The sequence below is a fragment of the Delftia sp. DLF01 genome, assembly GCF_014852125.1.
Taxonomy (GTDB): domain Bacteria; phylum Pseudomonadota; class Gammaproteobacteria; order Burkholderiales; family Burkholderiaceae_C; genus Comamonas; species Comamonas acidovorans.
This window is the reverse complement of the sequence record NZ_JACVAZ010000002.1, coordinates 11219-35766: the sequence shown is the minus strand read 5'-3', so window position 1 is coordinate 35766 and position 24548 is coordinate 11219. Positions and strand designations below refer to the sequence as shown.

Genomic DNA, 24548 nt, shown 5'->3' with positions numbered 1-24548 from the left:
GTGATCGGAAAATGAAATTTAAAGTAAGTTTTTTGGAGTATGTCTATTTGTATCTATCGATATCGAGGAATCGTTATGCTGCGACTTCTCAATGACCGTGAAATCGCTATCAATTTGATGCATTTGCAAAGGCTGCCAATGTGCTCGCTGTTCCTCTGTGGAGCGGGTGCGAATGGAGGGCATTGGCAAGGTCTTTTCCGGGAATTCAGAAAAGGCAAAAAAAAGCCCGTGACCGGCTTGCGGATCACGGGCTTTGGGCGGCAGCGCCCTGAAAGGCACTGCGGCGAATGCGGGTTTACTGCTGCTTGACCGCTTCGATGGACATCACCAGGCGCACTTGCTTGGGGAAGCCATAGTCCACGCCGTAGTTCACGCCGAAGGCGGTGCGGTCGATCACGGCTTCGAAGTCGCCGCCGCAGGTCTCACGCTTTTGCAGCATGGCGTTGGGGTAGCAGGTGAACTTGTTGGCCTTGATGGTCACGGGCTGGGTCTTGTCCAGGATGGTCAGGTGGCCGGTGACTTCCTTGAGCTTGTCGCCGTCGAAGACGAACTTGTCGGAGACGAACTTGGCCTGGGGGAACTTGGCCACGTTGAAGATGTCGGCGCTCTTGAGGTGCTTGTCGAAGGCGGCGGTGCCCGAGCTCAGCGATTCCATTTCCAGCACGACTTCGACCTTGCCGGCCTTGGCGTCACGGTCGAATTCCACGGTACCGCTCTTCTTGTCGAAGCGCACGCGGTTGGTCGAGGCGCCGTTGTGGTCGATCTCGAACGTGGCGAAGGTGTGCGTCGGGTCGATGGCGTAGGTTGCGGGAGCAGCCTGGACAGCGGTGGCGAACAGGCCGGCAATGGCCAGGGCAAACACGGAAGTGCGCATGAAAGAACTCCTAGGTTGGGGTTGCACGAAACGGGAAAGAAAATGGCCGATCTTGGGCAGGGACGCGGCTTACAGCTTGCCCACGCCGGTCAGTGCCAGCTTGAACTGCACCTGCACCTCGTCGGCCACCATGGAGGTATCGCCCCATTCGCCTTCGCCGATCTTGAATTGCAGGCGCTTGAGCGGCAGCGTGCCGGTGGCAGTGGTCGTGGTGCCGGACTGGGCCAGTTGCACGGGAATGCTCACGTTCTGGACCTGGCCCTTGATGCTGAGCTTGCCGTCCACCTGGTACTTGCCGCCGCCCAGCGCCTTGACGGCGGTGGAGTCGAACACGGCCTGCGGGAATTTGGCGACGTTGAACCAATCCGCCTTGGGCAGTTCGGCGTCGGTTTCCTTGGCGCCCATGGTGGCGCTGCCGGTGTCCACGGTGAAGCGGATCTTGCTGGTGTCGGGCTTGGCCGTGTCGAACTGGACCTGGGCATCGAACTTCTTGAAGTGGCCCTGCAGGGGCACGCCCATCTGCTTGGCCGTGAAGTTCACGGTGCTTTGGGCGGGCACGAGCTTTTGCTCGGCCAGTGCCGCTTGGGAAGCCAGGGCCGCAGCGGCCAGGGCGATGGTGGTCAGCGTGGAGGAAAAGCGCATGGCGAGACTCCTAGGGGTCGGGAAGGTCCGGTCAGGGGGTGGCTGGGGCCGGATGGACACCGGCCCTGGCTGGCGAGAGGTTGGCGAAAGGTTCAGGCGCGGCCCGGCAGCATGCGGGAAATCAGGCCGTCGCGGTCGATGAACTGGTGCTTGAGGGCGGCGCCCACATGCATGGCAATCAGCACGACCAGGGCCCAGGCCGCCCAGCCGTGCAGGGGCTTGAGGGTTTCCGCCAGTTCGGGGCTGGCGCTCACGAAGTCAGGCAGGGGCAGCATGCCGAGGAAGACGATGGGAAAGCCGGCCGCCGAGCTGTAGGCCCAGCCCAGCAGGGGCACGGCGAAGAACAGCAGGTACATGGCGTGGTGGGTGCCGTTGTGGGCCCAGTGCTGCCATTGCGGCATGGCACGGGCCACGGCGGGCGGCAGCTCGGGCGGGCGGTGGGTGAGGCGCCAGAGCAGGCGCAGCAGGCTCAGCGTCAAAAGCGTGACGCCCAGCCACTTGTGCCAGTTGTACAGCTTCAGGCGCGAAGGGGAGAACGGCAGGCCGGTCATGTACCAGCCCAGGCCCAGGGCGGCGATCAGGCCCAGTGCCAGCACCCAGTGGGCGGCCATGGCCACGCCGGTATAGCGCGTGGCTCTGGAGGAGGATTTTGCTGGCGCGTTGGCGCGGGCTGAGGACTCTGTCATGGATGGCGGCAGGCTTTGGAACCGTTCAGGGCCCCTGTGAAGGGGCCCTGGATGGCAAAAAGGGTGCGGTGCGCTCTGCGAGAACTTCGTGCACTGCGGACAACGTGCAGTGTAGGAAGCGGCAAATCCAAAAGAGTTCAGCGGTATTGACGGCTCAATTCAAAAAAGATGAAGGCCGCAGCACCGGTGGTACCCGCAGCACCCGCACTACGCGCGGGCTGCAGGAGTTCAGGGCCGGGCGGGATCGGCGGGCAGCATGACCACGGCCTGCGCCGCCTGCTTCCAGGCGGCGGCTGCTGCGTCGGCATCGCCCCGGTGCTCGGCCATCAGGGCCAGGCGCTGCCAGGCACGGGTGCGCAGTGCGCTTTCCTGCAGATGGGGCGCAGCGCGCAGCAGCAGTTGCTGGGCCTTGCCCCAGAGCTGGCGCTGCACGCAGGCCATGCCGGCCAGGTATTGCAGGCGGGGTTCGCGTGGGTGGCTGTTGGTGGCCGCCTCGATGCGTGCCAGCCAGGTGCCGTCCAGGCCGTCCAGGCAGGGCTCCAGCACCTGGACCAGGCGCGGCAGATGCGATTCGCTGCGCGGGCCGGCATGGGACAGCAGGCGTTCCCACACGGGCAGCAGCCAGGCGCGGGCCTGCGCGGCCTCGCCGCCCAGGGCCATGAGGCGCGATGCGGCCGGCAGCGCGATCTCGGGCATGGCACGTTCCTCACCGTCCAGCGACAGCCAGAAGTGCTGCAGCTGCGTGGTGTCGCGTGCCTCGTTGATGCTCTCCAGCACCAGGCCGCGCACCACGCTGGCGGCGGCCGCTGGCGAGAAGGCGCGGTGCTTGGCCAGCAGGCGCGCCGTGTCCAGCGCCGTCGATGTCTGGCCGGCCAGGCGCGAGGCCTTCAGGCGGATGCGCAGCGCAATCGTGCGGCGTGCCGCGCCCTGGGGCAGTTCGGCCAGGCGGCGCAGCGCGTCAGCTGCGTCGCGGTCGTCCAGGGCCCAGCGCGCGGCGCGCATCTGGGCGCCTTCGCGCATTTCCTGCTCCTGGGCATTGCCCTGGGCCGGTGCATTGGCCAGGACTTCGCGCCAGTGGTGGTCGCGCTGCGGGCTGTCCTGCAGGGCGTGGGAGGCATCGGCGGCCACCATGTGGGCGGCCGCACGCAGCCGCGTGCCGTGTGGCACGGCGGCATGGGCCTCGGCCAGGGACTCCTCCATCGCCAGCGCTGCCAGTGCCGACTTGCGTGCGCGCAGGAAGCGGCCGGCCTGCTGGTGCGACAGGGCCTCCAGCAGGCTGTGGTGCATGGCGCGCTCTTTTTGCTGGCTGCGCCAGCGCCGTGCCTGGTGCGGCATCTGCAGCAGCGCGGCCAGGGCGCGCAGCGCGGCATACAGCAGCACGAAGGCCAGCACGATGATGGCAATGGCCAGGTTCAGGGACAGGTCCAGCCGGTAGGGCGCCCAGAACAGGGTCACCGTGCCCTGGTTGGAGCCCGCGAACAAGGCGGCCGCAACGGCCATGCCGAACAAACCGATCAACCACAGTGCAGCGCGCATTCGTCTGTCTCCCGGCTGCTCAGCGGCCTGCGGCGGCTGTTGCCAGCGCCGCCAGGGTTTCCTGCAGCGCAGGCTGTTCGGTGGTGCGCAGATTGGCCTGGATCTGCTGCAGCTGGGCCTGCACGATCTGGGTGCGGCGCGCGGCAGGATCGAAGTATTTGTTCACGGCCATGCCCGAGGCGGCCAGGTCGGCACGCGCCGCATCCCACTGGCGCGACAGCAGGGCCAGGCGCGAGTTCAGCAGCTTGAGCTTGAGGTTCTCGCGCAGGAAATAGGCCTGCTCGGGAGCCAGCAAGATGGCGTCCGGGTGGTCGATGCGGCTGACGCGCAGCAGGTCCTGGGCCTCTTCGCGCACGGCCGTCCAGCCGCGCTCACCCCAGGATTGCCACCAGCTCCACTCGGTGGGGCTGCCCTTGATGGGGGCCGGTTCGGGCTGGCGGGCCGTCTGGCCGGCCACGCCGCGATGGCGGCTGGCGCGTGGCTGGGCCACGGCGTTGAGCAGGGGCATCTCGTCGACCAGGCGCACCAGGTCCTCGATGCGCGTGAGCAGGCCGGCGGTGTCGGTCACGCTCATGCGGGCCAGCCGCTCCAGGTCGCGGTCCAGCGCCCGCATCACGGGAGCCAGACGGGGCTGTGCGGCGCGCTCTATGCGCTGGCGGGCGTTCTTGAGCGTGGCCACCAGCGGCTGCAGGCTGCCGGACAGCTCGGCCTGCTGCTGGGCCAGGCGGATGGAGGAATCTATGTCCACCACCAGGTTCTCGTCACGCGAGCGCGACATGCTTTGCAGGAGTTCGTCGAGCTGCGTGCGCTGCAGCGACAGCTCGGCAATGCGCGCTTCCATGACCGAGGTGCGCGCCGCGCTGTCGCGGGCCAGGTCCTGGGCGTCGCGCGCCAGGGTGCGGGCCTCGACCGACTGGGAGCCGGACTGCGCGGACTGGCGGGCCAACTGTTCCTGGATATTGCCCAGGCGCTGCCAGAGCATGCCGCAGGCAATGAGCGCCGCCACGGCCACGGCGCCCACGCCCAGGACCAGGGCAGAGGAGCCGCTGCGCAGGTCTGCAGCGGGGCTGCTTTGGGCGGAGCCGGCAGCGAATGCTGCGGCGGAGGCTGGGGGCGTCAGGTCCTGCGGGGTGGGGCGGTCTTGCGCTGCGTCGGAACTCATGGCGTCGATTCTATCGACGCAACCACGTCCTCCAGAGCCGGCCGACATTGCTTGACATATCCGAATCCCAGTTGTTTGGCCTGGGCGGCGATTCGCTCGTGCGTAGCAAGCGCTCGCGCCTTTTGCCAGGATTGGCCCGGCAAGAGCTGTTGCAGGTTGGCAACGGATTCGGCGCTGCTGAGCAGCCAGAGCGAGCCATCTTCGGCCGCCAGGCGTGCCAGTGCCGTCTGGGCTGCATCCCAGGCAGGCAGTTCGCGCTGGTAGACGGCCAGCATTTCGACCTGGGCACCGGCCTCGCGCAGTCGGGCGGCCAGCCAATCGCGGCCGGCGCCTGCCGTGGCCGGCACGGTCCTGGGCGCTCCTGCCTGGCTGTCGCCGCGCACGATGAGCACGCGGTCGCCCGCATGGATCTGGTCATGCACGCGCTGCCATAGCGTTTCGGATTCGAACTGGGCGGCGTCCGGTGGCGGGCCGTCGATCTGTGCTGGCGCAATGCCCAGGGCCAGCAGCGCCTGGGCGGTGCCGGGGCCGGGCGTCCAGGCGCGGGTGGAGGCCGGAAGCCGTGCGGGGTCGGTGCCGAAGAAATGCTGGACGGCATTGCCGCTGACGAACATCACGGCGCGGTAGCCTGGGCCTTCGCGCAGCGCGTTGCGGGCGGCCTGCAAGGCCTGTTGCGTTGCCGCATCGCGGCAGGGGCCTATGGCCATCAGCGCCAGCGGCTGGGCCGGCAGGCCACGGGCCTGCAGCGCATCCACCCACGCGGCTGCGTCATGGGCCGGGCGGGTGACGAGTATGCGCGGTGGCATGTGGGCGTGCCGTCTAGAGCTTGGGGGCCGGTTGGGCGCCCGCCGCCTGCAGCAGCGCAGCCACGTGCTGGCCCAGCGCGTCGGCGCTGGCGAAGTCGGTGACGGTGGCATCGGCGTGCACCTGCACCAGCGGCAGCCGGCCTTCCGGGTCTCCCCAGGCTGCGTCCAGGCGCAGTTGCTGGCCGTCGAATGTGCCGTGCGCCGCCAGCGGCATGGAGCAGCTGCCGCCCATGCAGCGGCTGACGGCGCGCTCGGCGGTCACGGTCAGCCAGGTGGTCTGGTGGGCCAGCGGGGCCAGCGCGTCGATCAGGTCCTGGCGGTCGGCGCGCACCTCGATGCCCAGCGCGCCCTGGCCTGCGGCCGGCAGCATGCCGGTGGGCTCGAACCTGGCGCGGATGCGGTCGGCCAGGCCCAGGCGCATCAGGCCTGCGGCGGCCAGCACGATGGCGTCGTAGTGGCCTTCGTCCAGCTTGCGCAGGCGGGTGTTCACGTTGCCGCGCAGCGGCTCTATCTTCAGGTCGGGGCGCAGGGCCTGCAGCAGTGCCTGGCGGCGCAGGCTCGATGTGCCGACGACGGCGCCCTGCGGCAGCTCGGCCAGCGTGGCGTAGCGATTGGAGACAAAAGCGTCGCGCGGGTCTTCGCGCTCCATCACGCAGGCCAGCACAAAGCCTTCGGGCAGCTCCATGGGCACGTCCTTGAGCGAGTGCACGGCGATGTGGGCGCGTCCTTCTTCCAGCGCCACTTCCAGCTCCTTGACGAACAGGCCCTTGCCGCCCACCTTGGACAGCGTGCGGTCCAGGATCTGGTCGCCCTTGGTGGTCATACCCAGCAATTCCACTTCATGCCCCCGGGCGCGCAGCAGCGCCTGGACATGCTCGGCCTGCCACAGTGCCAGCTGGCTCTCGCGCGTGGCGATCACGATGGAGTGGGGGAGAAGTGGTTTGGTGTTCATCAGGTGCCTCGGGGGGAGCGCGGGATGCTAGCATGCTGCGCCGCAGTAAACCCGGCACCAGGACCGAAGCCCAAGCAAACCGATACGCTGACCGATTCCAGGAGATTCGTTGATGGCCACCGCCCCCCGCAAGAGCAATGCGCGAGATGACAGGCGTGATGACAAGCCTGTCCGCAAGACGGACAAGGACCTGCCGCTGATCGAGGACATACGCCTGCTGGGGCGCATTCTGGGCGATGTGATCCGCGAGCAGGAAGGCGTGGCGGCCTTCGAGCTGATCGAGCAGGTGCGCCAGCTGTCGGTGACCTTCCGCCGCGATGCCGACGAGACCGCCGACCGCGCGCTCAAGCGTCTGCTCAAGGGCCTGACGACGGACCAGACGGTGAGCGTGATCCGCGCCTTCACCTATTTCAGCCATCTGGCCAACCTGGCCGAGGACCGCCACCACATCCGCCGCCGCGCCGTGCACGAGCGCGCGGGCAATACGCAGGAGGGCAGCATCGAAGTGGCGCTGGCGCGGCTGCGCTGGGCCGGCATCTCGGCCGGCACCGTGGCGCAGACGCTGGCCAAGAGCTATGTGGCACCCGTGCTCACGGCCCACCCCACGGAAGTGCAGCGCCAGAGCATTCTGGTGGCCGAGCGCGACATCTCCCAACTGCTGGCCGCACGCGAGGACATCGTGGCCCGCGCCCAGCTGTATAACAGCGCCAAGGACGCGCTCACCCCGCGCGAGCTGGAACGCAACGAGGCCCAGCTGCGCGCCCGCGTCAGCCAGCTGTGGCAGACGCGCCTGCTGCGCTACTCCAAGCTCACCGTGGCCGACGAGATCGAAAACGCGCTGTCCTACTACGAAGCCACCTTCCTGCGCGAGATCCCCAAGCTGTATGCGCAGCTGGAGCAGGAGCTGGGCAACACCCTGCCCGTGCACAGCTTCCTGCGCATGGGCCACTGGATCGGCGGCGACCGTGACGGCAACCCCAATGTCACGGCCCAGAGCCTGGAGCTGGCGCTGTCGCGCCAGGCCGACGTGGCGCTGCGCCACTATCTGCGCGAGGTGCACTATTTGGGCGGCGAGCTGTCGCTGTCCCAGCGCCTGACCGATGTGTCCACCGAGATGCAGGCGCTGGCAGAGCGCTCGCCCGACACCAACGAGCACCGCTCCGACGAGCCCTACCGCCGCGCGCTCACCGGCATCTACGCGCGCCTGGCCGCCACGCTCAAGGGCCTGACGGGCGGCGAGGCCGCGCGCCATGCCGTGGCGCCGCAGAACGCCTATGCCTCGCCCGAGGAGTTCCTGGCCGACCTGCGCGTCATCGATGATTCCCTGAGCCGCAACCACGGCGAGGTGCTGGCGCCCCAGCGCCTGCGTCCGCTGATGCGCGCCGTGCAGGTCTTCGGCTTCCACCTGGCCACGGTGGACCTGCGCCAAAGCTCGGACAAGCATGAGGAAGTGGTGGCCGAGCTGCTGGCTGCCGCGCGCCTGGAGCCCGACTACTCGGGCCTGCAGGAAGACGCCAAGTGCGCCTTGCTGGTGCGCCTGCTGGAAGAGGCGCGGCCGCTGCGCGTGGTGGGCGCCGACTATTCCGAGCATGCGCGCGGCGAACTGGCCATCTTCGAGACCGCGCGCCGCCTGCGCGCGGCCCTGGGCGCCGAGGCCATACGCCACTGCATCATCAGCCACACCGAATCGGTGAGCGACCTGCTGGAAGTGCTGCTGCTGCAAAAGGAGGCCGGGCTGCTGCGCGGCACGCTGGACGACGGCGCCATCTGCGATGTGATCGTCGTGCCGCTGTTCGAGACCATTGGCGACCTGCGCAGCGCCTCGCCCATCATGCGCCGCTACTTCCAGCTGCCCGGCGTGGCGGCCATGGTGCAGCGCAGCGGCGGCGAGCAGGACATCATGCTGGGCTACAGCGACAGCAACAAGGACGGCGGCATCTTCACCAGCAACTGGGAGCTGTACCGCGCCGAGATCTCGCTGGTCGAGCTGTTCGACGAGCTGGCCGACAGCCATGGCATCAGCCTGCGCATGTTCCACGGCCGCGGCGGCACGGTGGGCCGGGGCGGCGGCCCCAGCTACCAGGCCATCCTGGCCCAGCCCCCGGGCACGGTGCGCGGCCAGATCCGGCTGACCGAGCAGGGCGAGGTCATCGCCTCCAAGTACGCCAACCCCGAGATCGGCCGGCGCAACCTGGAGACCCTGGTGGCCGCCACGCTGGAGGCCACGCTGCTGCAGCCGACCAAGCCGGCCACGCGCGCCTTCCTGGATGCGGCGGCCTTCCTGTCCGACGCCAGCATGGGCGCCTACCGCGCCCTGGTGTACGAGACCCCCGGTTTCACCAGCTACTTCTTCAGCAGCACGCCCATCCGCGAGATTGCCGAGCTGAACATCGGCTCGCGCCCGGCCTCGCGCAAGCCCTCGCAGAAGATCGAGGACCTGCGCGCCATTCCCTGGGGCTTCAGCTGGGGCCAGTGCCGGCTCACGCTGCCGGGCTGGTATGGCTTTGGCGCTGCGGTCAAGGCCTTCATCGACCAGCCGGGCAAGGATGGCAAGGCCCAGCTGGCCCTGCTGCAGAAGATGTACCGCCAGTGGCCGTTCTTCCGTACCCTGCTGTCCAACATGGACATGGTGCTGGCCAAGAGCGACCTGAACCTGGCCTCGCGCTATGCCGACCTGGTGCCGGACGCGCGCCTGCGCCGGCGCATCTTCAGCGCCATCGAGGCCGAGTGGCACAGCACCGTCGATGCGCTGGCGCGCATCACGGGCGACAAGCAGCGCCTGGCCCACAACGAAGCGCTGGCGCGCTCCATCCGCCATCGCTTCCCCTACATCGATCCGCTGCACCATCTGCAGGTGGAGCTGGTGCGCCGCTGGCGCGCTGGCCAGACCGATGAGCGCATCAAGACCGGCATCCACCTGTCCATCAACGGCATCGCGGCCGGGGTGCGCAACACGGGCTGATCCTGCTCTCTGCAGGCCGCAACAGCCCTTTGCGGCCGGCGTTGTACGATGTGCTCCGGACAGGAGCGCCTGACTTCTGCCGGGAAGAAAAGGGTGGGAGCCATGGGCAACAAGACGTCACGGGCCGGCTTTCCGGACGTGCAACTGTTCCTGACACAGCGCCTGGCCAGGCTGGCCGGCGCCAACTCCATGCGGGCCATACGCGAGGGCCTGCTCTGGCTGGTTCCCTGTCTGCTGGTCTCGGCCCTGTTCCTCATCCTGTCGGCGCTGGCGCAGATGTCCGGCCAGCCCGAACCCGTGGTGCGGGTGCTTGCGGGCCTGCACGCGGAGATCGGCAGCATCCTGCCGCTGCTGGTGGCCGCGTCCATCGGCTACATGCTCTCCATACGCCACCGGCTGCCGCGCCTGCCGGTGACCTTTCTGTGCTTCGCGCATGTGCAGATGGCCATCTATCTGCTGAGCGAGCATCCGCGCGCGGCGGCCACCCTGGTGCTGTTCATCTCCATCGCCTCCCCCCTGATCACCGTGCCCCTGATGGCGCGCCTGAGCCGGCTGCGCTGGACGCGCATCGCGCGCACCGGCTTCGTGAGCGAGAACGTGCGCGAGGTCATGAACCTCGTCGTTCCCGGCGCCCTTGTCGCCGTGCTGCTCGTGCTGCTGCTGCTGGGCCTGCAACAGGTGCTGCCGGATCTCACGCGGGCCGAACTGCCGCTGGCCATCGCGGGCCCAGAGACCCCCTACCGCAGCGGGCTGACGCTGGCACTGCTCAATTCCGTGCTCTGGTTCTTCGGTGTCCAGGGCTACTACGCCATGCAGCCCTTCTTCCAGGTGCTGGACCAGGCGGTGGTGGCCAATGCCGCCGCCATGGCGCAGGGGCTGCAGGCGCCCTGGGCGCTCAGCGGCGGGCTGATGGGCTCCTTCGTCTTCATTGGCGGCTCCGGCGCAACGCTGTCGCTGGCGCTTGCCGTGCTGCTGTTTTGCCGGGGGCGGGGCCTGCGCGTGCTGGCGCTGGCGGCGCTGCCCATCTCCTTGCTCAACGTCAACGAGATCCTGCTGTTCGGGCTGCCGATCATCCTGAACCTGCGCCTGCTCGTGCCGTTTCTCGCGGTACCCGCCATCAACCTGGTCGTGGCCGTCACGGTGGTGCAGGCCGGCTGGGTGGCACCGGCCTCCATGGTGCTGCCGCTGACTGCGCCCGTGGTCTTCAATGCCTATGTGAGCACGGGCGGGGACATGGCGGCCGTGGTGCTGCAACTGGCATTGACGGCCCTGGGAGCGCTGATCTATGCGCCCTACGTGCGGGCCATCGACCGGCTGGGCCAGGACGACGGTGCCATCGTGCTGCACGCGCTGGACACCACGTTCTCGCGCCTGCCCGAAGAGGCCGGCCTGATCGTGCGCGATCCGCTGGTGCAGGCGCACCAGGCGCAGGCCCGGCGCGAGACCATGCTGGCGCATATCCGGCGCATCAGCGAGTACGAGTTCCACCTGGAATTCCAGCCCCAGGTCTCGCACCGCAGCGGCCTGTGCCTGGGCTGCGAGGCCCTGCTGCGCGCGCGGGACGCGCAGGGCCGCTTGCAGCAGCCCGGCAGTTTCCTGCGCTGGCTGGCCGATGCGGGGCTGATGCGCGAGGTGGACCTGTGGGTGGCGGGCGCGGCCGTGCGCCAGAGCCGGCACTGGCGCCAGGAGGGCTTTGCCATGCCGATCAGCATCAATGTGTCGGGTGCCACGTTGACCTCGCCCGAGCACTGCTCGCGCCTGATGCTGCTGCTGGCCCAGGCCAGGGGGCAGGTCGGCGTGGAGATCACGGAGGAAGAAATGGTGGGCGACGTGGAGGCGATCCGCCGCGCCATAGGGCAGATCCATGCGCTGGGCGCCAAGGTGTCCATCGATGACTTCGGCACCGGCTTCTCGTCCATGAGCTACCTGCACCAGTTCGATGTGGATGCCATCAAGATCGACCGCAGCTTCGTCGTGGCCAGCGGCCATGCCAAGGGCGAGCTGGTGCTGGACGGCCTGCTGCGCTTTTGCGAGGCGCTGCAGCTGAACGTGGTGGCCGAGGGCGTGGAGACCGAGGCGCAGTTGCAGGCCCTGGGCTTCGAGGGCGATCTGCTGGTGCAGGGCTGGTACTTCAGCCGCGCCCTGCCGGGCGAGAAACTGCCGCAGTTCGCCAGGGACTGCGCCGCCAGGGCAGGCGGCGGGACGGTCTAGATTCCTGGATTCCTGTGGCGGCATCGCGGGTGCGATGCGCAGTGCAGATCATCAGTGCAGCATCAGCGAGCCGGCGCTCTTGCTCTTGCCGGCGCGTGCGGGCGGATTGCACAGGCCGCACTGGTAGTGGCGCTCGTTCTCGTAGGGCTCGGTCACGAACTGGCCCTTGCACACCGTGCACTGGGTGCGGGTCAGCATCTGCGCGTCGACGAACTTCACCAGGCGCCATGCGCGGGTGAAGGACAGCAGCGCTTCCAGCTCGGCGGCCTGGATCTGCTCGGTATAGAGACGGTAGGCCTTGGTCAGTTGTTCAACGGCATCCAGCTCGGCGCCCTTGGACAGGTATTCGTAGATATTCAGGAACAGCGAACTGTGGATGTTCTCCTGCCAGGTCAGGAACCAGTCGGTCGAGAACGGCAGCTGGCCCTTGGAAGGCGACTTGCCGGCGATCTCCTTGTACAGGCGGATCAGGCGCTCGTAGGACAGCGTGGTCTCGGATTCGAGCACCTGCATGCGTGCACCCATCTCGATGAGCATGGCGGCGCGCTCGATCTGCTTGGACTCGTTCAGGACACTTTTGGCGGGGGTGGACATGGCGGGCTCCAGAGTTCTTCAGGCGGATCAGAGGACTTCGGAGACGCGGCTGGCCATCAGGATGTTGGCGTGCAGCGTGTTGGTCGCACCGTTGCCGATCTTGTTGCTGCTGTGGTTGGTCAGCAAGCTCCAGACCATTTCGTCGTCCACCCGGAAGCTGGCGAGCAAGGTGTTGCGCGAGGCCAGCTTCAGCACCTGGGCTGCCGACAGTGCGGCCAGCAGGTCGCACGATTCTTCGTTCAGTCCCAGGCGGAACACCGCTTCGGCCTTGTCCTGGCGGATCAGGGTCTGGGCCAGCATCAGGTAAGTGAGGTTGGCTTCGCGGATTTCGGCAAGCAGCTGTTCATTGTTCATAGGACCATCCTTTGCATCTCGGCAGCCGCAACGCCCGGGTAGAAACAAGATGTTCAACCTGTTGCGATCTGTTGAGATGGATTGTGGAGGAGGGCCCTTCGCCGTTGAAGTCGGGGCAGGTCTGCGCCGGATGTCTGGTTGTGAGACGGCGTTTGTAAGATTTACCTTACACCTGTAGCAAGGTTTGGATGACTCGATTTCGCTCGGGCCCCGCCGTCCGGGGGCTTGGGAGCAGGCCGCTGCAGTGGTGTTGTTGCATGTCGGCCTTTTGACACAGTGCTGTCATTGTGCAGCCTCCCCAAGGGGAGGCATAAGCCGAATTAGCCGCGCTCCACCGGCCTCTTCGGGTCACTGCACCACTCGCTCCAGCTGCCCGCGAACAGCCTTGCAGGCGGCAGTCCCGCAATGCGCATGGCCAGCAGGTTGGGCAGCGCGCTCACGCCGCTGCCGCACTGGTGCACCACGCTGGAAGGATCGCGGCCTGCCAGCAGCTGGTCGAACTCCGCGCGCAGCAGGGCGGCAGGCTTGAAGCGGCCGTCGGCGGCGATGTTCTCGGTGAAGGGCCGGTTGAGCGCGCCCGGGATGTGGCCGGCCACAGGGTCCAGCGGCTCGACCTCCCCGCGGTAGCGGGCCGGGGCGCGTGCATCGACCACGGTCTGGCCTGCGCTGCCCAGTGCATCGAGCACCTGCTGCGCCGTTGCCAGTTGCTGCAGCGGCTCGCGCAGCTCGAAGTTGGACTGGAAGCGCGCGCTTTCCTCGCCCGATGCCACAGGCTGGCCTGCGGCCTGCCAGGCCTGGAGACCTCCATCGAGCACGGCCACATCGCCATGGCCGGCCCATTGCAGCATCCACCACAGGCGCCCGCAGTGGTTGGCACCATTGCGGTCATAGACCACGGCCTGCATGTCGTTGGAAAAACCGATGCTGGACAGCCACACGGCAAAGCGTTCGCGGTTGGGCAGCGGATGGCGGCCGCCCGAGGCGGCCTGCTCGCTGGCCGCCACGCTGCCATGAGCGCCGGGCACGCCATGCTTGGCACTGAGGTCATGGTCCAGGTCGGCGAAGACGGCGCCTGGAACATGCGCCTGCAGATACTGGGCCTTGCCGGCCGCAGGCTGGGTCAGGTCGAAGCTGCAGTCGAAGACCATCAGCGGACGGCCGCTGGCCTGCAGCGCGGCCAGCTCCTGGACGGAGATCAGGGTCTGGTAGGAGGTGTTGGAAGTCATGGATGCGGAACTCCGAAGGCCTGTGCAGGCGGTGGTGCGCCTGCGGCAAAAAGATCCGATCCATTATGCGACGGCCCCATGCGGGCCGGCGGCGTCAGCCGCGCGAACGCAGGGCCGTGGCCAGGGCGCCGCTGGCCACGATCAGGCCAATGCCGGCCCAGCCGATCAGCGGCACGCTTTCGCCGAACATCGCCAGGCTCAGCAGGGCCGCGAAGACGATGCCCGAATACTGCAGGTTGGCCACGACCAGGGTGTTGCGGCTGTTGCTGGCCGAGGCGTAGGCCGCCGTCATGCAGACCTGGGCCACGGCGGCCAGCACACCCACGGGCAGCAGCCACAACGCGCGCCAGCCCGGCCAGGCGGACACGCCCGTGAAGCACATGGCCAGGGCACCGGCCACGGCCGAGCCCAGTGCGAAGTAGAAGACCACGCGCGCCTCGGGCTCGCCCATGCGCGACAGCGTGGCCACCTGCATATAGGCCATGGCGGCGAACACCCCGCCGATCAGGCCGCCCGCGCTGGCCACGAATTCCTGCGGCGCCGCGCTGGGGCGCAGCACCAGGATCACGCCCACGAAGCCCAGGGCCACGGTGGCGACCAGGCTCCAGGGAAACGGCGGCAGCGCGCGCAGCGCATGCGATTCGGGTTGGCGGCGCAGCTGGTGGCGCAGCAGCAGGCCCTGGCCGATCAGAAAGACCGCCATCCAGATGCTGCTCATGGAGTTGAAGGTGGCGGCCGTGGCCAGCGGCAGATGGCCGATGGAGTAGAACCAGGCGCCCATGGACGTCACGCCCACGAAGCTGCGCCAGGCATGCTCGCGCGGGTAGCGCGTGGCCAGCGAGATGCCCTGGTGGCGCGCCAGCCACCACAGCGCCACCATGCTGACCAGCCCGCGGTAGAAGACGATTTCCGCCGCGTTGAAATCCTGGGAGGCGAACTTCACACACACACTCATGACCGCAAAGACGAATGCGGCCGCCACCATCCACAGGGCTTGCATATAAATGACCGGATAGAGCCGCAAAAGGACCGCGGCGCTGGACGAGAAAAGGGTTGGGTTTTGTTTTTGGCGCATGCCGCCTGGCTGCGTACGGCCCAGGGCCGTGGCAGGGACACGCGCAAGGAACTGTATTGCATAAGCCAAGACATTGGACTTGCCTCGGGATGCATTGCCGCCGCCAGCCCTGCCCATTGGGCACATCAGGGCGCTTGCATTCAGAGGAGCTGGGCGGCGGGCCTGCCGCTCAATACTGACGGCCCGATGCAAGCGGCCCGCACGAATGCGGGCCGTCGGGAGAGCCGGAGCAGATCAGCGTGCGGGGACTGCGTCACCCATCACGCCGCGATACCACTCATGGAAGTGCTGCATGCCGTCTTCCATGGGGCTCTGGTAGGGTCCGACTTCGTTGTCGCCGCGCTCATACAGTGCCCTGCGGCCGGCGTCCATGCGCTCGCCGATCTCGTCGTCCTCGATGCAGGTCTCCATGTAGGCAGCCTTTTGCGCCTGCACGAATTCAGGCTCGAAGGCCGCGATCTCCTCGGGGTAGTAGAACTCGACCACGTTCAGCGTCCGGTCCACCGCCAGCGGGTGCAGGGTCGAGACCGTGAGCACGTGCGGATACCACTCCACCATGATGTGGGGGTAGTAGGTCAGCCAGATCGCGCCGCGTTCGGGCAGCTCGCCGTTGCGGTAGGCCAGCAGCACGTCGTGCCACTTCCTGTAGGTGTCCGAGCCGGGCTGGGCAAAGCCGGGCGCCACGCCCACGGTCTGCACCGAGTACTCCTTGGCAAACTCCCACTGCAGGTCGTCGCAGGTCACGAAGTTGCCCAGGCCCGGGTGGAAGGGGCCCACGTGGTAGTCCTCGAGGTAGACCTCGATGAAGGTCTTCCAGTTGTAGTTGCACTCGTGCATCTCGACATGGTCGAGCACGAAACCCTCGAAGCTCAGCTGCTCGCGCAGCTTCATGCCGGCCAGATCGGACTCGATGTCGCGGCCGTTGTCCTCGAACAGCAGGCCGTTCCACTCGCGCAGCCGGTAGTTGTTCAGGTTCAGGCAGGGATCGTGGCTGAAGTGCGGTGCGCCCAGCAGCTCGCCGCTGGTGCTGTAGGTCCAGCGGTGCAGCGGGCAGACGATGTTGCCCCCCGCATGGCCCTTGCCTTCGGTCATCAGATTGCCCCGGCCCTTGAGCATCACGGCCTGGCGGTGGCGGCAGACGTTGGAGATCAACTCCACCTGCCCCCCGGCATTGCGCACCAGAGCGCGGCCTTCCTTTTCCTGGGGCAGGGCGTAGTAGTCGCCTATCTCGGGAACGGCCAGTTGGTGGCCCACGTAGCGCGGGCCGCGTTGAAAGATGGTCTCCAACTCGCGCTGGAACAACGCAGGGTCGAAGTAACTGGAAACTGGTAGTTGGCTTGCGGCCTGCTGCAGTTGAAGACTTAAATCAGACATGGGTGACCTGACCTAAAGACTCCCCACAGGGAGGGTGCGCGTGCGCACGGGATTGGAAAAAGCAAAACCGGCCGTTCCTGGACATGGAGGCAGGCTTCACGACGTGAAAAGAAGCGGCGCCCGAGGCGCTGTCTCTTGTCGATGAGCCCGACCGTATGCCCAGGCAAGGGGCCGGTTTGACGGGGAATGGGATTATAGCCCGTGGGGTTATTTCCGGATGCCCGGTACGTGTATTGCGCGCGCCGGATGCCTCCTGTCAAGGGCTGTCCGGTTATTGGCGGCACGGTCATGGAGGGGCGCCTAGAATCGTCGGTTCCCCACAACGCACCGCCATCGCACCATGCCCAAGGCTGCTCCCAAGGCTCTTGCCGAGCCCACCAGTTACGAATCCGCGCTGCAGGAGCTGGAGCAGCTCATCGCGCAGATCGAGTCGGGCCAGCTGCCTCTGGAGCAGATGCTGACAGGCTACCAGCGCGCGGCGCAGCTGCTCGGCTATTGCCGCGGCCAGCTCGACGCGGTGCAGGAACAGGTCAAGGTGCTTGACGAGGGGACGCTGGCCCCGTGGAGCCAGGATTGAAGATTGCCATGAGTGCCGTGATGACTTGCGCTTCCGATGTTTCCCAGCCTGCCGGCCCCGGCGCGCTGGATTTCCCCTGCTGGATGACCGATCGCCTGGCGCGCACCGAAAGCGCGCTGTCGCAATGGGTGGGCGTGGATGCGCCCGCAGGCCTGGGCGAGGCCATGCGCTACGCCGTGCTCGATGGCGGCAAGCGCCTGCGCCCGCTGCTGGTCTGGGCCGCCGCCGAGGCCGTCGATGGCCTGCAGCCCGCCGCCGTGCGTGCCGGCTGCGCGGTGGAGTTGATCCATGCCTATTCGCTGGTGCACGACGACATGCCCTGCATGGACAACGACGTGCTGCGCCGTGGCAAGCCCACGGTGCATGTGCAGTTCGGCGAAGCCTCGGCCCTGCTGGCTGGCGATGCGCTGCAGGCGCTGGCCTTCGAGCTGCTCGTTCCCGAGCCCGATCAGGCCGGCAGCATGCCTGACGCCCTGCAGGCGCGGCTGTGCCGGCTGCTGGGCCGTGCCGCAGGCGCGCAGGGCATGGCCGGTGGCCAGGCCATCGACCTGGCCAGCGTGGGCCTGCAACTGAGCGAGGCCCAGCTGCGCGAGATGCACCGCCTCAAGACCGGCGCCCTACTGCATGCCAGCGTGCTCATGGGCGCGGCCTGCAAGGAGGGCGTGGATGCCCAGGCCTGGCAGGCGCTGTCCGACTACGGGCAGGCGCTGGGCGTGGCCTTCCAGGTGGTGGATGACATCCTCGACGTGGTGGCCGACTCGGCCACCCTGGGCAAGACGGCCGGCAAGGACGCGGCCAACGACAAGCCGACCTACGTCTCGCTGCTGGGCCTGGACCAGGCCCGCGCCCATGCCGACGAGCTGTGCGCCCTGGCGCACGCGGCGCTGGCGCGCAGCGGCCTGCCTGATACCCGCGCGTTGGCGGCGCTTGCCGACATGGTGGTGAGCCGCACCCACTGACAATACGGACCGCGGCCTTGCCGCTCCAAGATACCTAGCATGACCACGAACACCTACTCCCTGCTGCAGACCATCGACGATCCCGCGGATCTGAGGCGTCTGTCGCGTGCCGAACTCAAGACCCTGGCCCAGCAACTGCGTGCCTATGTGCTCGACAGCGTCTCCAAGACCGGCGGGCATCTGAGTTCCAACCTGGGGACGGTGGAGCTGACGGTGGCGCTGCATGCGGTGTTCGACACGCCCTACGACCGCGTGGTCTGGGACGTGGGCCACCAGACCTATCCGCACAAGATCCTCACGGGCCGGCGCGAGCGCATGGCCTCGCTGCGCCAGTTCGGCGGCCTGTCGGGCTTTCCGCAGCGCGCCGAGAGCCCGTACGACACCTTCGGCACAGCGCACTCCTCCACCAGCATCTCGGCCGCCCTGGGCATGGCCCTGGCCGCCAAGCAAAAGGGCGAGGACCGCCGCGCCATCGCCGTCATCGGCGACGGCGCCATGACGGCCGGCATGGCCTTCGAGGCGCTGAACAACGCCGGCGTGACCGATGCCAACCTGCTGGTCATCCTCAACGACAACGACATGAGCATCAGCCCGCCCGTGGGCGCGCTCAACCGCTACCTGGCCCAGCTCATGAGCGGGCAGTTCTACGCCAAGGCACGCGACATGGGCAAGAGCGTGCTCAAGCAGGTGCCGCCGCTGCTGGAGCTGGCCAAGCGGCTGGAGCAGCAGGCCAAGGGCATGGTCGTGCCGGCCACGCTGTTCGAGAACTTCGGCTTCAACTACATCGGCCCCATCGACGGGCATGACCTCGATTCGCTGATCCCCACGCTGGAGAACATCAAGAGCCTCAAGGGCCCGCAGTTCCTGCACGTGGTCACCAAGAAGGGCCAGGGCTACAAGCTGGCCGAGGCCGATCCCGTGGCCTACCACGGCCCCGGCAAGTTCGATCCCAGCGTGGGCCTGGTCAAGCCGGCCACGCCCCCGAAGCAGACCTTCACCCAGGTCTTCGGCCATTGGCTGTGCGACATGGCGGACAAGGACCAGCGCCTGGTGGGCATCACCCCCGCCATGCGCGAGGGCTCGGGCATGGTGGAATTCCACAAGCGCTTTCCGGGCCGCTACTACGACGTGGGCATTGCCGAGCAGCATGCGGTCACCTTCGCGGCCGGCATGGCCTGCGAGGGCCTCAAGCCCGTGGTCGCCATCTATTCGACCTTCCTGCAGCGCGGCTACGACCAGTTGATCCACGACGTGGCGCTGCAAAAGCTGCCCGTGGTCTTTGCGCTGGACCGCGCGGGCCTGGTCGGCGCCGATGGCGCCACGCACGCAGGTGCGTATGACATCGCCTTCGTGCGCTGCATTCCGCACATGAGCATGGCCTGCCCGGCCGACGAGCGCGAATGCCGCCAGCTGCTCACCACCGCCTACGAGCAGGACCATCCCGTGGCCGTGCGCTACCCGCGTGGCGCGGGCGTGGGTGTGGCCCCGCTGGAGAGCCTGGAGGGCCTGCCCTTCGGCAAAGGCGAGGTGCGCCGCGAGTCTGCCAAGAAGCAGGTCGCCATCCTGGCCTTCGGCACCCTGCTGTACCCGGCCCTGGCCGCAGCCGAGGCGCTGGACGCCACCGTGGTCAACATGCGCTGGGCCAAGCCGCTGGACGAGGAACTGCTGCGCCAGGTGGCCTCCACGCACGAGCTCATCGTCACCGTGGAAGAGGGCTGCATCATGGGCGGCGCAGGCAGCGCCGTGGCCGAGTCGCTGCAGGCCGCCGGCATCACGCGCCAGCTGCTGCAGCTGGGCCTGCCCGACGAGTTCATCGAGCACGGCGATCCCGCCAAGCTGCTGGCCCTGCAGGGCCTGGATGCGGCGGGCATCGAGGCCTCGGTGCGCGCCCATCTGGCACCCGAGCGCGCGGTAGCCTGAGCAGGGCTGGCGCCCCGCAAGCTTTCCGTCAGATGCGCCGCAGGCCGCGCCAGCTGGCGCCGGGCGGCCTGCGGGAGCCTCTTCAGGCGCGCTGCGGGACCGTTGGCAGGGCTGGCGCCTGCTACAGTAGCGAACGCACGTGCAGACGTGCGTTTTTTTTGCTGAAAAAGGCCATCAGGGAGAGCCATCCATGGACCGTCGCTCACTCATCAAACATGCAGGCATGGCCGGCGTGCTGGCAGCGGCGGCCGTACCCGCAGTCCACGCGCAGGATGCGGCGGCAGGCACGGTGCGCTGGCGGCTGGCTGCGAGCTTTCCCAAGTCGCTGGACACCATCCTGGGCTCGGCCGAGACCTTTGCGCGCACGCTCAAGGCCTTGTCTGCCGGGCGGTTCGAGGTCAGCGTGCACCCGGCCGGCGAGCTGATGCCGGCCTTCGGCGTCGTCGATGGCATACAGAACGGCACCGTGGAGATGGCGCTGACGGCACCCTACTACTTCACCGACAAGGACTACATCTTCGCGCTGGGCTGCGCCATTCCCTTCGGCCTGACCGCGCGCCAGATGGACGCCTGGATGGAGCACGGCGGCGGCCGCAAGCTCATGGACGACTTCTATGCCCAGTACGGCATCAAGAGCCTGAGCGCGGGCAACACCGGCACGCAGATGGGCGGCTGGTTCCGCAAGGAGATCAAGACCCTGTCCGATCTCAAGGGCCTGCGCATGCGCCTAGGCGGCGGCCTGTTTGGCGACACCATGCACAAGCTAGGCGTGGTCGCCCACAACATTCCCGTGGGCGACACCTACCAGGCACTGGAGAAGGGCACACTGGACGCGGCCGAATTCGTCGGCCCCTACGATGACCAGAAGCTGGGCTTCAGCAAGGTCGCCCCCTACTACTACTACCCGGGCTGGTGGGAGGGTGGCGCCGAGCTGTCCTTCTTCATCAGCACCAAGGCCTATGCGTCGCTGCTGCCCGAGTTCCGCGCCATGGTCGATGCCGCTGCCGCCGTGGCCGCGCGCGAGATGACCTCGCGCTATGTGGCGCTGAATCCTGGGGCCCTCAAGAAGCTGCTGGGCGACAAGGTCCAGCTGCGCGCCTTTCCCAAGGATTTCATGGATGCGGGCTTCAAGGCCTCCATGGAAGTGCTGGCCGAGAACGACGCCAAGTCACCCCAGTTCAAGAAGATCCACCACAGCCTGCGCAGCTTCCAGCGCGACCAGCTGCTGTGGGACCGTTTTTCCGAATTCCGCTACAGCAGCTACATGAGCGTGGTGCGGCTGTGAGCGCGAGAGTTGCGGGCGTTTCGTAGGTAGAAGTTCCTAGAAGGCACAGCCCATTTGGGGGCGGTGCCTGCCCTCTCCTCATGTACATTTTCAGGCGGTCATACAAGCTGACACAGATTGGCAGCCCGCCCAGAAATTCCGTTCATCAAGGAGAGTGAAGTGGATCGTCGTTCCATCCTCAAAAACGCCGGTATCGCCGGCATCCTGGCTGCTGGTGCAGCCCCCGCCGTGCATGCGCAAGCGGCGATCCGCTGGCGCCTGGCATCGAGCTTCCCCAAGTCCCTGGACACCATCTACGGCACGGCGGAAGTCTTCTCCAAGAAGGTCAGTGAAGCCACCAGCGGCAAGTTCCAGATCTCGGTGCACGCAGGCGGCGAACTGATGCCGGCCTTCGGCGTGGTGGACGGCGTGCAGAGCGCGGCCGTGGAAATGGCCCACACCGCTCCCTACTACTTCTACGGCAAGGACCCTACCTTCTGCCTGGGCTGCGCTGTTCCCTTCGGCCTGAACGCCCGCCAGATGAACGCATGGATGTACGAGGGCAACGGCCTCAAGCTCATGCGCGAGTTCTACGCCAAGTACAACATCATCAACCTGCCCGGCGGCAACACGGGCGCGCAGATGGGCGGCTGGTTCCGCAAGGAAATCAAGTCGGTCGCCGACCTCAAGGGCCTGAAGTTCCGCACCAACCCGTTTGCGGGCAAGGTGCTGGAGCCCTTCGGTGTGATCCCCCAGTCCATCCCCGGCGCCGACCTCTATCCCGCGCTGGAAAAGGGCACGATCGACGCGCTGGAATGGGTGGGTCCCTATGACGACCAGAAGCTGGGCTTCAACAAGGTCGCGCCCTTCTACTACTACCCCGGCTGGTGGGAAGGCGGTCCGCAGCTGGACTTCTACATCAACACCAAGGCCTGGGAAGGCCTGCCGGCCGAATACAAGGCCGTGGTGGAGGCTGCCGCCTCGCACGCCCACGTGACCATGCTGGCCAAGTACGACGCCAAGAACCCCGTTGCCATCAAGCAGCTGGTGGGCTCGGGCACCAAGCTGCGCCCGTTCACGCAGGACGTGATGACGGCCGCCTTCAAGTCGGCCCAGCAGATCTATGCCGACCTGAACAACACCAATCCCGAGTGGAAGAAGGTCTACACCGACTACGCCAAGTTCCTGGCCGACCAGAACGCCTGGTTCCGCTTCACCGAAGGCACCTTCGACCGCTTCATGCAGCAACAGAAGCTGTGAGCGCAGGCAGGCCGCAAGGCCTGCTGCGCGACAAAAAAGCCCCGCTGGCGCAATACCAGCGGGGCTTTTTCTTTGGCGCGGCTTCAGGTTTGTGCCGCTGCGGGCTGCATGCCTTGCTGCACTACGGCTTCGCCGAAGGCGACCAGCAGGCGCGGGTCGGCCGAATGCATCCAGGCGATGGAGCCGTTGCGCCTTCGCACCAGCATGCGCGGCGCCACCAAGCCCTGCAGCCAGGGCCAGTGCACGATCTTGAAGGTGGCCACCTCGCGCGCCTGCACGCGCTTGTCCCAGAGCCAGGTCTGGGTCAGCTCGCCGTCCTGGTATCGGGTGCGGCTGAAGACCATCCACCAGCCCACCCAGGCGATGAGCACGGCGGCCAGCGCATAGGTGCTCAGGCTGGCGAACGACCATTGCGCATCGCTCAATGCGGGCGCCGACCAGGCAGCGAAGGCCGCCAGTGCAAGCACGATGGCCACGGCCATCACGCGCACCAGCGGAGGGTAGGCGGCGCTTTCCAGCGCCGCAGTGGACGGCTCCTGCGTCATTGCGCGGGCGCTGCCGGTTCAGCCGGAGCCGGTGCAGCATCGGGCGCTGCGGGCGTGTCAGCGGGTGGCGTATCGGCGGGCGGTGTATCTGCGGACGCGCCGAACGGATTGTCCAGGTCGATGCTGCCGCCCTGCGGCTGCATGTCGGCCGGCATCTCCAGCTGGACCTTGTCCAGGTCCACGACCACCTCCTTGTCGAGGAAGACGGTCACGGTCTGCGGGAAGAAGATCACGATGGCCACCAGGATCAGCTGCATCACCACCCAGGGAATGGAACCCATGTAGATGTCGCTGGACTTGACGGGCCGGTCAATGCGCTTTTCCTTGAACAGCGTGTCCGAGATGCCGCGCAGGTAGAACAGCGCAAAGCCGAAGGGCGGGTGCATGAACGAGGTCTGCATGTTCACGCACAGCAGCACGCCGAACCAGACCAGATCGATCCCCAGCTTGTGCGCCACCGGGCCCAGCAGGGGCAAGATGATGAAGGCGATCTCGAAGAAGTCCAGGAAGAACGCCAGGAAGAAGATGAAGATGTTCACCACGATCAGGAAGCCGATCTGGCCGCCCGGCAGGTCGGTGAGCATGTGCTCGATCCAGATGGCGCCGTCCACGCCCTGGAACACCAGCGAGAACACGCGCGAGCCGATCAGGATGAAGACCACCATGGCCGTCAGGCGCATGGTGCCGTCCATGGCCTCCTTGAGCAGCTGCCAGTTCAGGCGCTTGTGGATGGCCGCCAGGATCAACGAGCCCACAGCGCCCATGGCGCCGGCTTCGGTGGGCGTGGCGATGGCATGGTCCATGAAGGGCAGGCCGCCCATGGAGCCCAGCACCGCAAAGATCAGGATGGCCGAGGGAATGATGCCGCGCAGGCACTTGCCCCACAGCGCCCAGCCGTGCAGCGTGCGTGCCGTGCGGGGCAGGCCGGGCACGTACTCGGGGCGGATGCGGCCCAGGATGAAGGTGTAGATGGCGAAGATCAGCACCTGCAGGATGGCCGGGCCCCAGGCGCCCTTGTACATGTCACCCACCGAGCGGCCGAGCTGGTCGGCCATGACGATCAGCACCAGCGAGGGCGGCACCAGCTGCGTGATGGTGCCCGAGGCCGCCAGCACGCCCGTTGCGTAGCGCATGTTGTAGCCATAGCGCATCATCACCGGCAGCGAGATCATGGCCATGGCGATCACCTGGCCGGCCACGGTGCCCGTGATGGCGCCCAGGATGAAGCCCACGATGATGACCGAGTAGCCCAGGCCGCCGCGCACGGGGCCGAACAGCTGACCCATGGAGTCGAGCATGTCCTCGGCCAGGCCGCATTTCTCCAGCACCGCGCCCATCAGTGTGAAGAAGGGGATGGCCAGCAGCAGGTCATTGGAGAGGATGCCGAACATGTTGATCGGCAGGGTGGACATGAAGTTGGCGGGGAACCAACCCATTTCGATGGCGAAGAAGCCGCTGAACAGGCCCAGCGCCGCGAGCGAAAACGCGACGGGGAAGCCGATCAGCATGATCACGATCAGCCCCGTGAACATGATCGGGGCAAAGTTTTCCATGTGCATTCTGGTGTCG

Annotated in this window: 22 protein-coding genes; 8 read left to right on the top strand and 14 right to left on the bottom strand. The window is 67.2% G+C overall.

Going from position 1 to position 24548, the window contains the following annotated elements:
- Nucleotides 1-75: 75 nt before the first annotated feature.
- Nucleotides 76-309: a hypothetical protein gene (locus IB269_RS08540; protein WP_192366950.1), complete on the top strand. Its 234-nt coding sequence runs from the start codon at nucleotides 76-78 to the stop codon at nucleotides 307-309.
- Here the strand turns inward: IB269_RS08540 and IB269_RS08535 are convergent.
- From IB269_RS08535 to hemC, 7 genes are all read right to left on the bottom strand, one after another.
- Entirely contained in the window at nucleotides 296-874 is a 579-nt protein-coding gene (locus tag IB269_RS08535) for a YceI family protein (protein WP_012204149.1), read from the bottom strand. The two genes, IB269_RS08540 and IB269_RS08535, sit on opposite strands and share 14 nt — an antisense overlap.
- Before the next feature lie 69 nt (nucleotides 875-943).
- Nucleotides 944-1516 carry a YceI family protein gene (locus tag IB269_RS08530; protein ID WP_192366949.1) on the bottom strand — a complete coding sequence of 191 codons (573 nt, stop codon included), beginning with the start codon at nucleotides 1514-1516 and terminating at the stop codon, nucleotides 944-946.
- A gap of 92 nt (nucleotides 1517-1608) precedes the next feature.
- A complete protein-coding gene (locus IB269_RS08525; protein ID WP_192366948.1) occupies nucleotides 1609-2202 on the bottom strand; it encodes a cytochrome b in 594 nt (197 codons plus the stop codon).
- A 228-nt stretch (nucleotides 2203-2430) separates the two neighbouring features.
- A complete protein-coding gene (locus IB269_RS08520) occupies nucleotides 2431-3738 on the bottom strand; it encodes a heme biosynthesis HemY N-terminal domain-containing protein (RefSeq protein WP_012204152.1) in 1308 nt (435 codons plus the stop codon).
- A gap of 19 nt (nucleotides 3739-3757) precedes the next feature.
- Complete coding sequence (locus IB269_RS08515; RefSeq protein ID WP_192366947.1) at nucleotides 3758-4900, bottom strand: uroporphyrinogen-III C-methyltransferase; 1143 nt, start codon at nucleotides 4898-4900, stop codon at nucleotides 3758-3760.
- Entirely contained in the window at nucleotides 4897-5706 is an 810-nt protein-coding gene (locus IB269_RS08510; RefSeq protein ID WP_192366946.1) for a uroporphyrinogen-III synthase, read from the bottom strand. Before IB269_RS08510 ends, IB269_RS08515 begins: the two co-directional genes overlap by 4 nt.
- Before the next feature lie 13 nt (nucleotides 5707-5719).
- The gene (hemC, locus tag IB269_RS08505; RefSeq protein WP_013803628.1) at nucleotides 5720-6658 is read right to left on the bottom strand and encodes a hydroxymethylbilane synthase; all 939 of its coding nucleotides are present in this window, start codon (nucleotides 6656-6658) and stop codon (nucleotides 5720-5722) included.
- A 112-nt stretch (nucleotides 6659-6770) separates the two neighbouring features.
- Here hemC and ppc point away from each other — a divergent pair, with 112 nt between their 5' ends.
- Nucleotides 6771-9620: a phosphoenolpyruvate carboxylase gene (gene ppc, locus IB269_RS08500; protein WP_013803627.1), complete on the top strand. Its 2850-nt coding sequence runs from the start codon at nucleotides 6771-6773 to the stop codon at nucleotides 9618-9620.
- 102 nt (nucleotides 9621-9722) lie between these two features.
- The gene (locus IB269_RS08495; RefSeq protein ID WP_141829457.1) at nucleotides 9723-11831 is read left to right on the top strand and encodes a PTS sugar transporter subunit IIC/EAL domain-containing protein; all 2109 of its coding nucleotides are present in this window, start codon (nucleotides 9723-9725) and stop codon (nucleotides 11829-11831) included.
- A 51-nt stretch (nucleotides 11832-11882) separates the two neighbouring features.
- Here the strand turns inward: IB269_RS08495 and flhC are convergent, their stop codons facing one another.
- From flhC to IB269_RS08470, 5 genes are all read right to left on the bottom strand, one after another.
- Nucleotides 11883-12425: a flagellar transcriptional regulator FlhC gene (gene flhC / locus IB269_RS08490; RefSeq protein ID WP_012204158.1), complete on the bottom strand. Its 543-nt coding sequence runs from the start codon at nucleotides 12423-12425 to the stop codon at nucleotides 11883-11885.
- A gap of 27 nt (nucleotides 12426-12452) precedes the next feature.
- On the bottom strand, nucleotides 12453-12779 hold the full coding sequence (flhD, locus tag IB269_RS08485; protein ID WP_012204159.1) for a flagellar transcriptional regulator FlhD: 327 nt from the start codon (nucleotides 12777-12779) through the stop codon (nucleotides 12453-12455).
- 320 nt (nucleotides 12780-13099) lie between these two features.
- Complete coding sequence (locus tag IB269_RS08480) at nucleotides 13100-14005, bottom strand: sulfurtransferase (protein WP_192366945.1); 906 nt, start codon at nucleotides 14003-14005, stop codon at nucleotides 13100-13102.
- 94 nt (nucleotides 14006-14099) lie between these two features.
- Nucleotides 14100-15005: a DMT family transporter gene (locus IB269_RS08475; protein WP_034391274.1), complete on the bottom strand. Its 906-nt coding sequence runs from the start codon at nucleotides 15003-15005 to the stop codon at nucleotides 14100-14102.
- Nucleotides 15006-15314: 309 nt separating this feature from the next.
- Complete coding sequence (locus tag IB269_RS08470) at nucleotides 15315-16454, bottom strand: aromatic ring-hydroxylating oxygenase subunit alpha (RefSeq protein WP_192366944.1); 1140 nt, start codon at nucleotides 16452-16454, stop codon at nucleotides 15315-15317.
- 340 nt (nucleotides 16455-16794) lie between these two features.
- On the opposite strand from IB269_RS08470, the gene xseB reads away from it, so the two are divergent.
- The 5 genes from xseB to IB269_RS08445 all read left to right on the top strand — a co-directional run bounded on the left by xseB (nucleotide 16795) and on the right by IB269_RS08445 (nucleotide 22434).
- Nucleotides 16795-17031, top strand: a complete 237-nt coding sequence (xseB, locus tag IB269_RS08465) for an exodeoxyribonuclease VII small subunit (RefSeq protein WP_012204163.1) — start codon at nucleotides 16795-16797, stop codon at nucleotides 17029-17031.
- Between the two features lie 8 nt (nucleotides 17032-17039).
- Nucleotides 17040-17990 (top strand): polyprenyl synthetase family protein, encoded by a 951-nt coding sequence (locus IB269_RS08460; protein ID WP_012204164.1) that lies wholly within the window; start codon nucleotides 17040-17042, stop codon nucleotides 17988-17990.
- A gap of 39 nt (nucleotides 17991-18029) precedes the next feature.
- Nucleotides 18030-19910, top strand: coding sequence for a 1-deoxy-D-xylulose-5-phosphate synthase (gene dxs, locus IB269_RS08455; protein WP_034391284.1), 1881 nt, complete (start codon nucleotides 18030-18032; stop codon nucleotides 19908-19910).
- A gap of 190 nt (nucleotides 19911-20100) precedes the next feature.
- Entirely contained in the window at nucleotides 20101-21195 is a 1095-nt protein-coding gene (dctP, locus tag IB269_RS08450) for a TRAP transporter substrate-binding protein DctP (protein WP_192366943.1), read from the top strand.
- A 159-nt stretch (nucleotides 21196-21354) separates the two neighbouring features.
- Nucleotides 21355-22434: a TRAP transporter substrate-binding protein gene (locus IB269_RS08445; protein ID WP_013803620.1), complete on the top strand. Its 1080-nt coding sequence runs from the start codon at nucleotides 21355-21357 to the stop codon at nucleotides 22432-22434.
- Between the two features lie 83 nt (nucleotides 22435-22517).
- Here IB269_RS08445 and IB269_RS08440 read toward each other — a convergent pair whose 3' ends face one another.
- On the bottom strand, nucleotides 22518-22979 hold the full coding sequence (locus tag IB269_RS08440) for a hypothetical protein (RefSeq protein WP_013803619.1): 462 nt from the start codon (nucleotides 22977-22979) through the stop codon (nucleotides 22518-22520).
- Nucleotides 22976-24538: a TRAP transporter large permease gene (locus IB269_RS08435; RefSeq protein WP_013803618.1), complete on the bottom strand. Its 1563-nt coding sequence runs from the start codon at nucleotides 24536-24538 to the stop codon at nucleotides 22976-22978. Before IB269_RS08435 ends, IB269_RS08440 begins: the two co-directional genes overlap by 4 nt.
- Nucleotides 24539-24548: the final 10 nt, after the last annotated feature.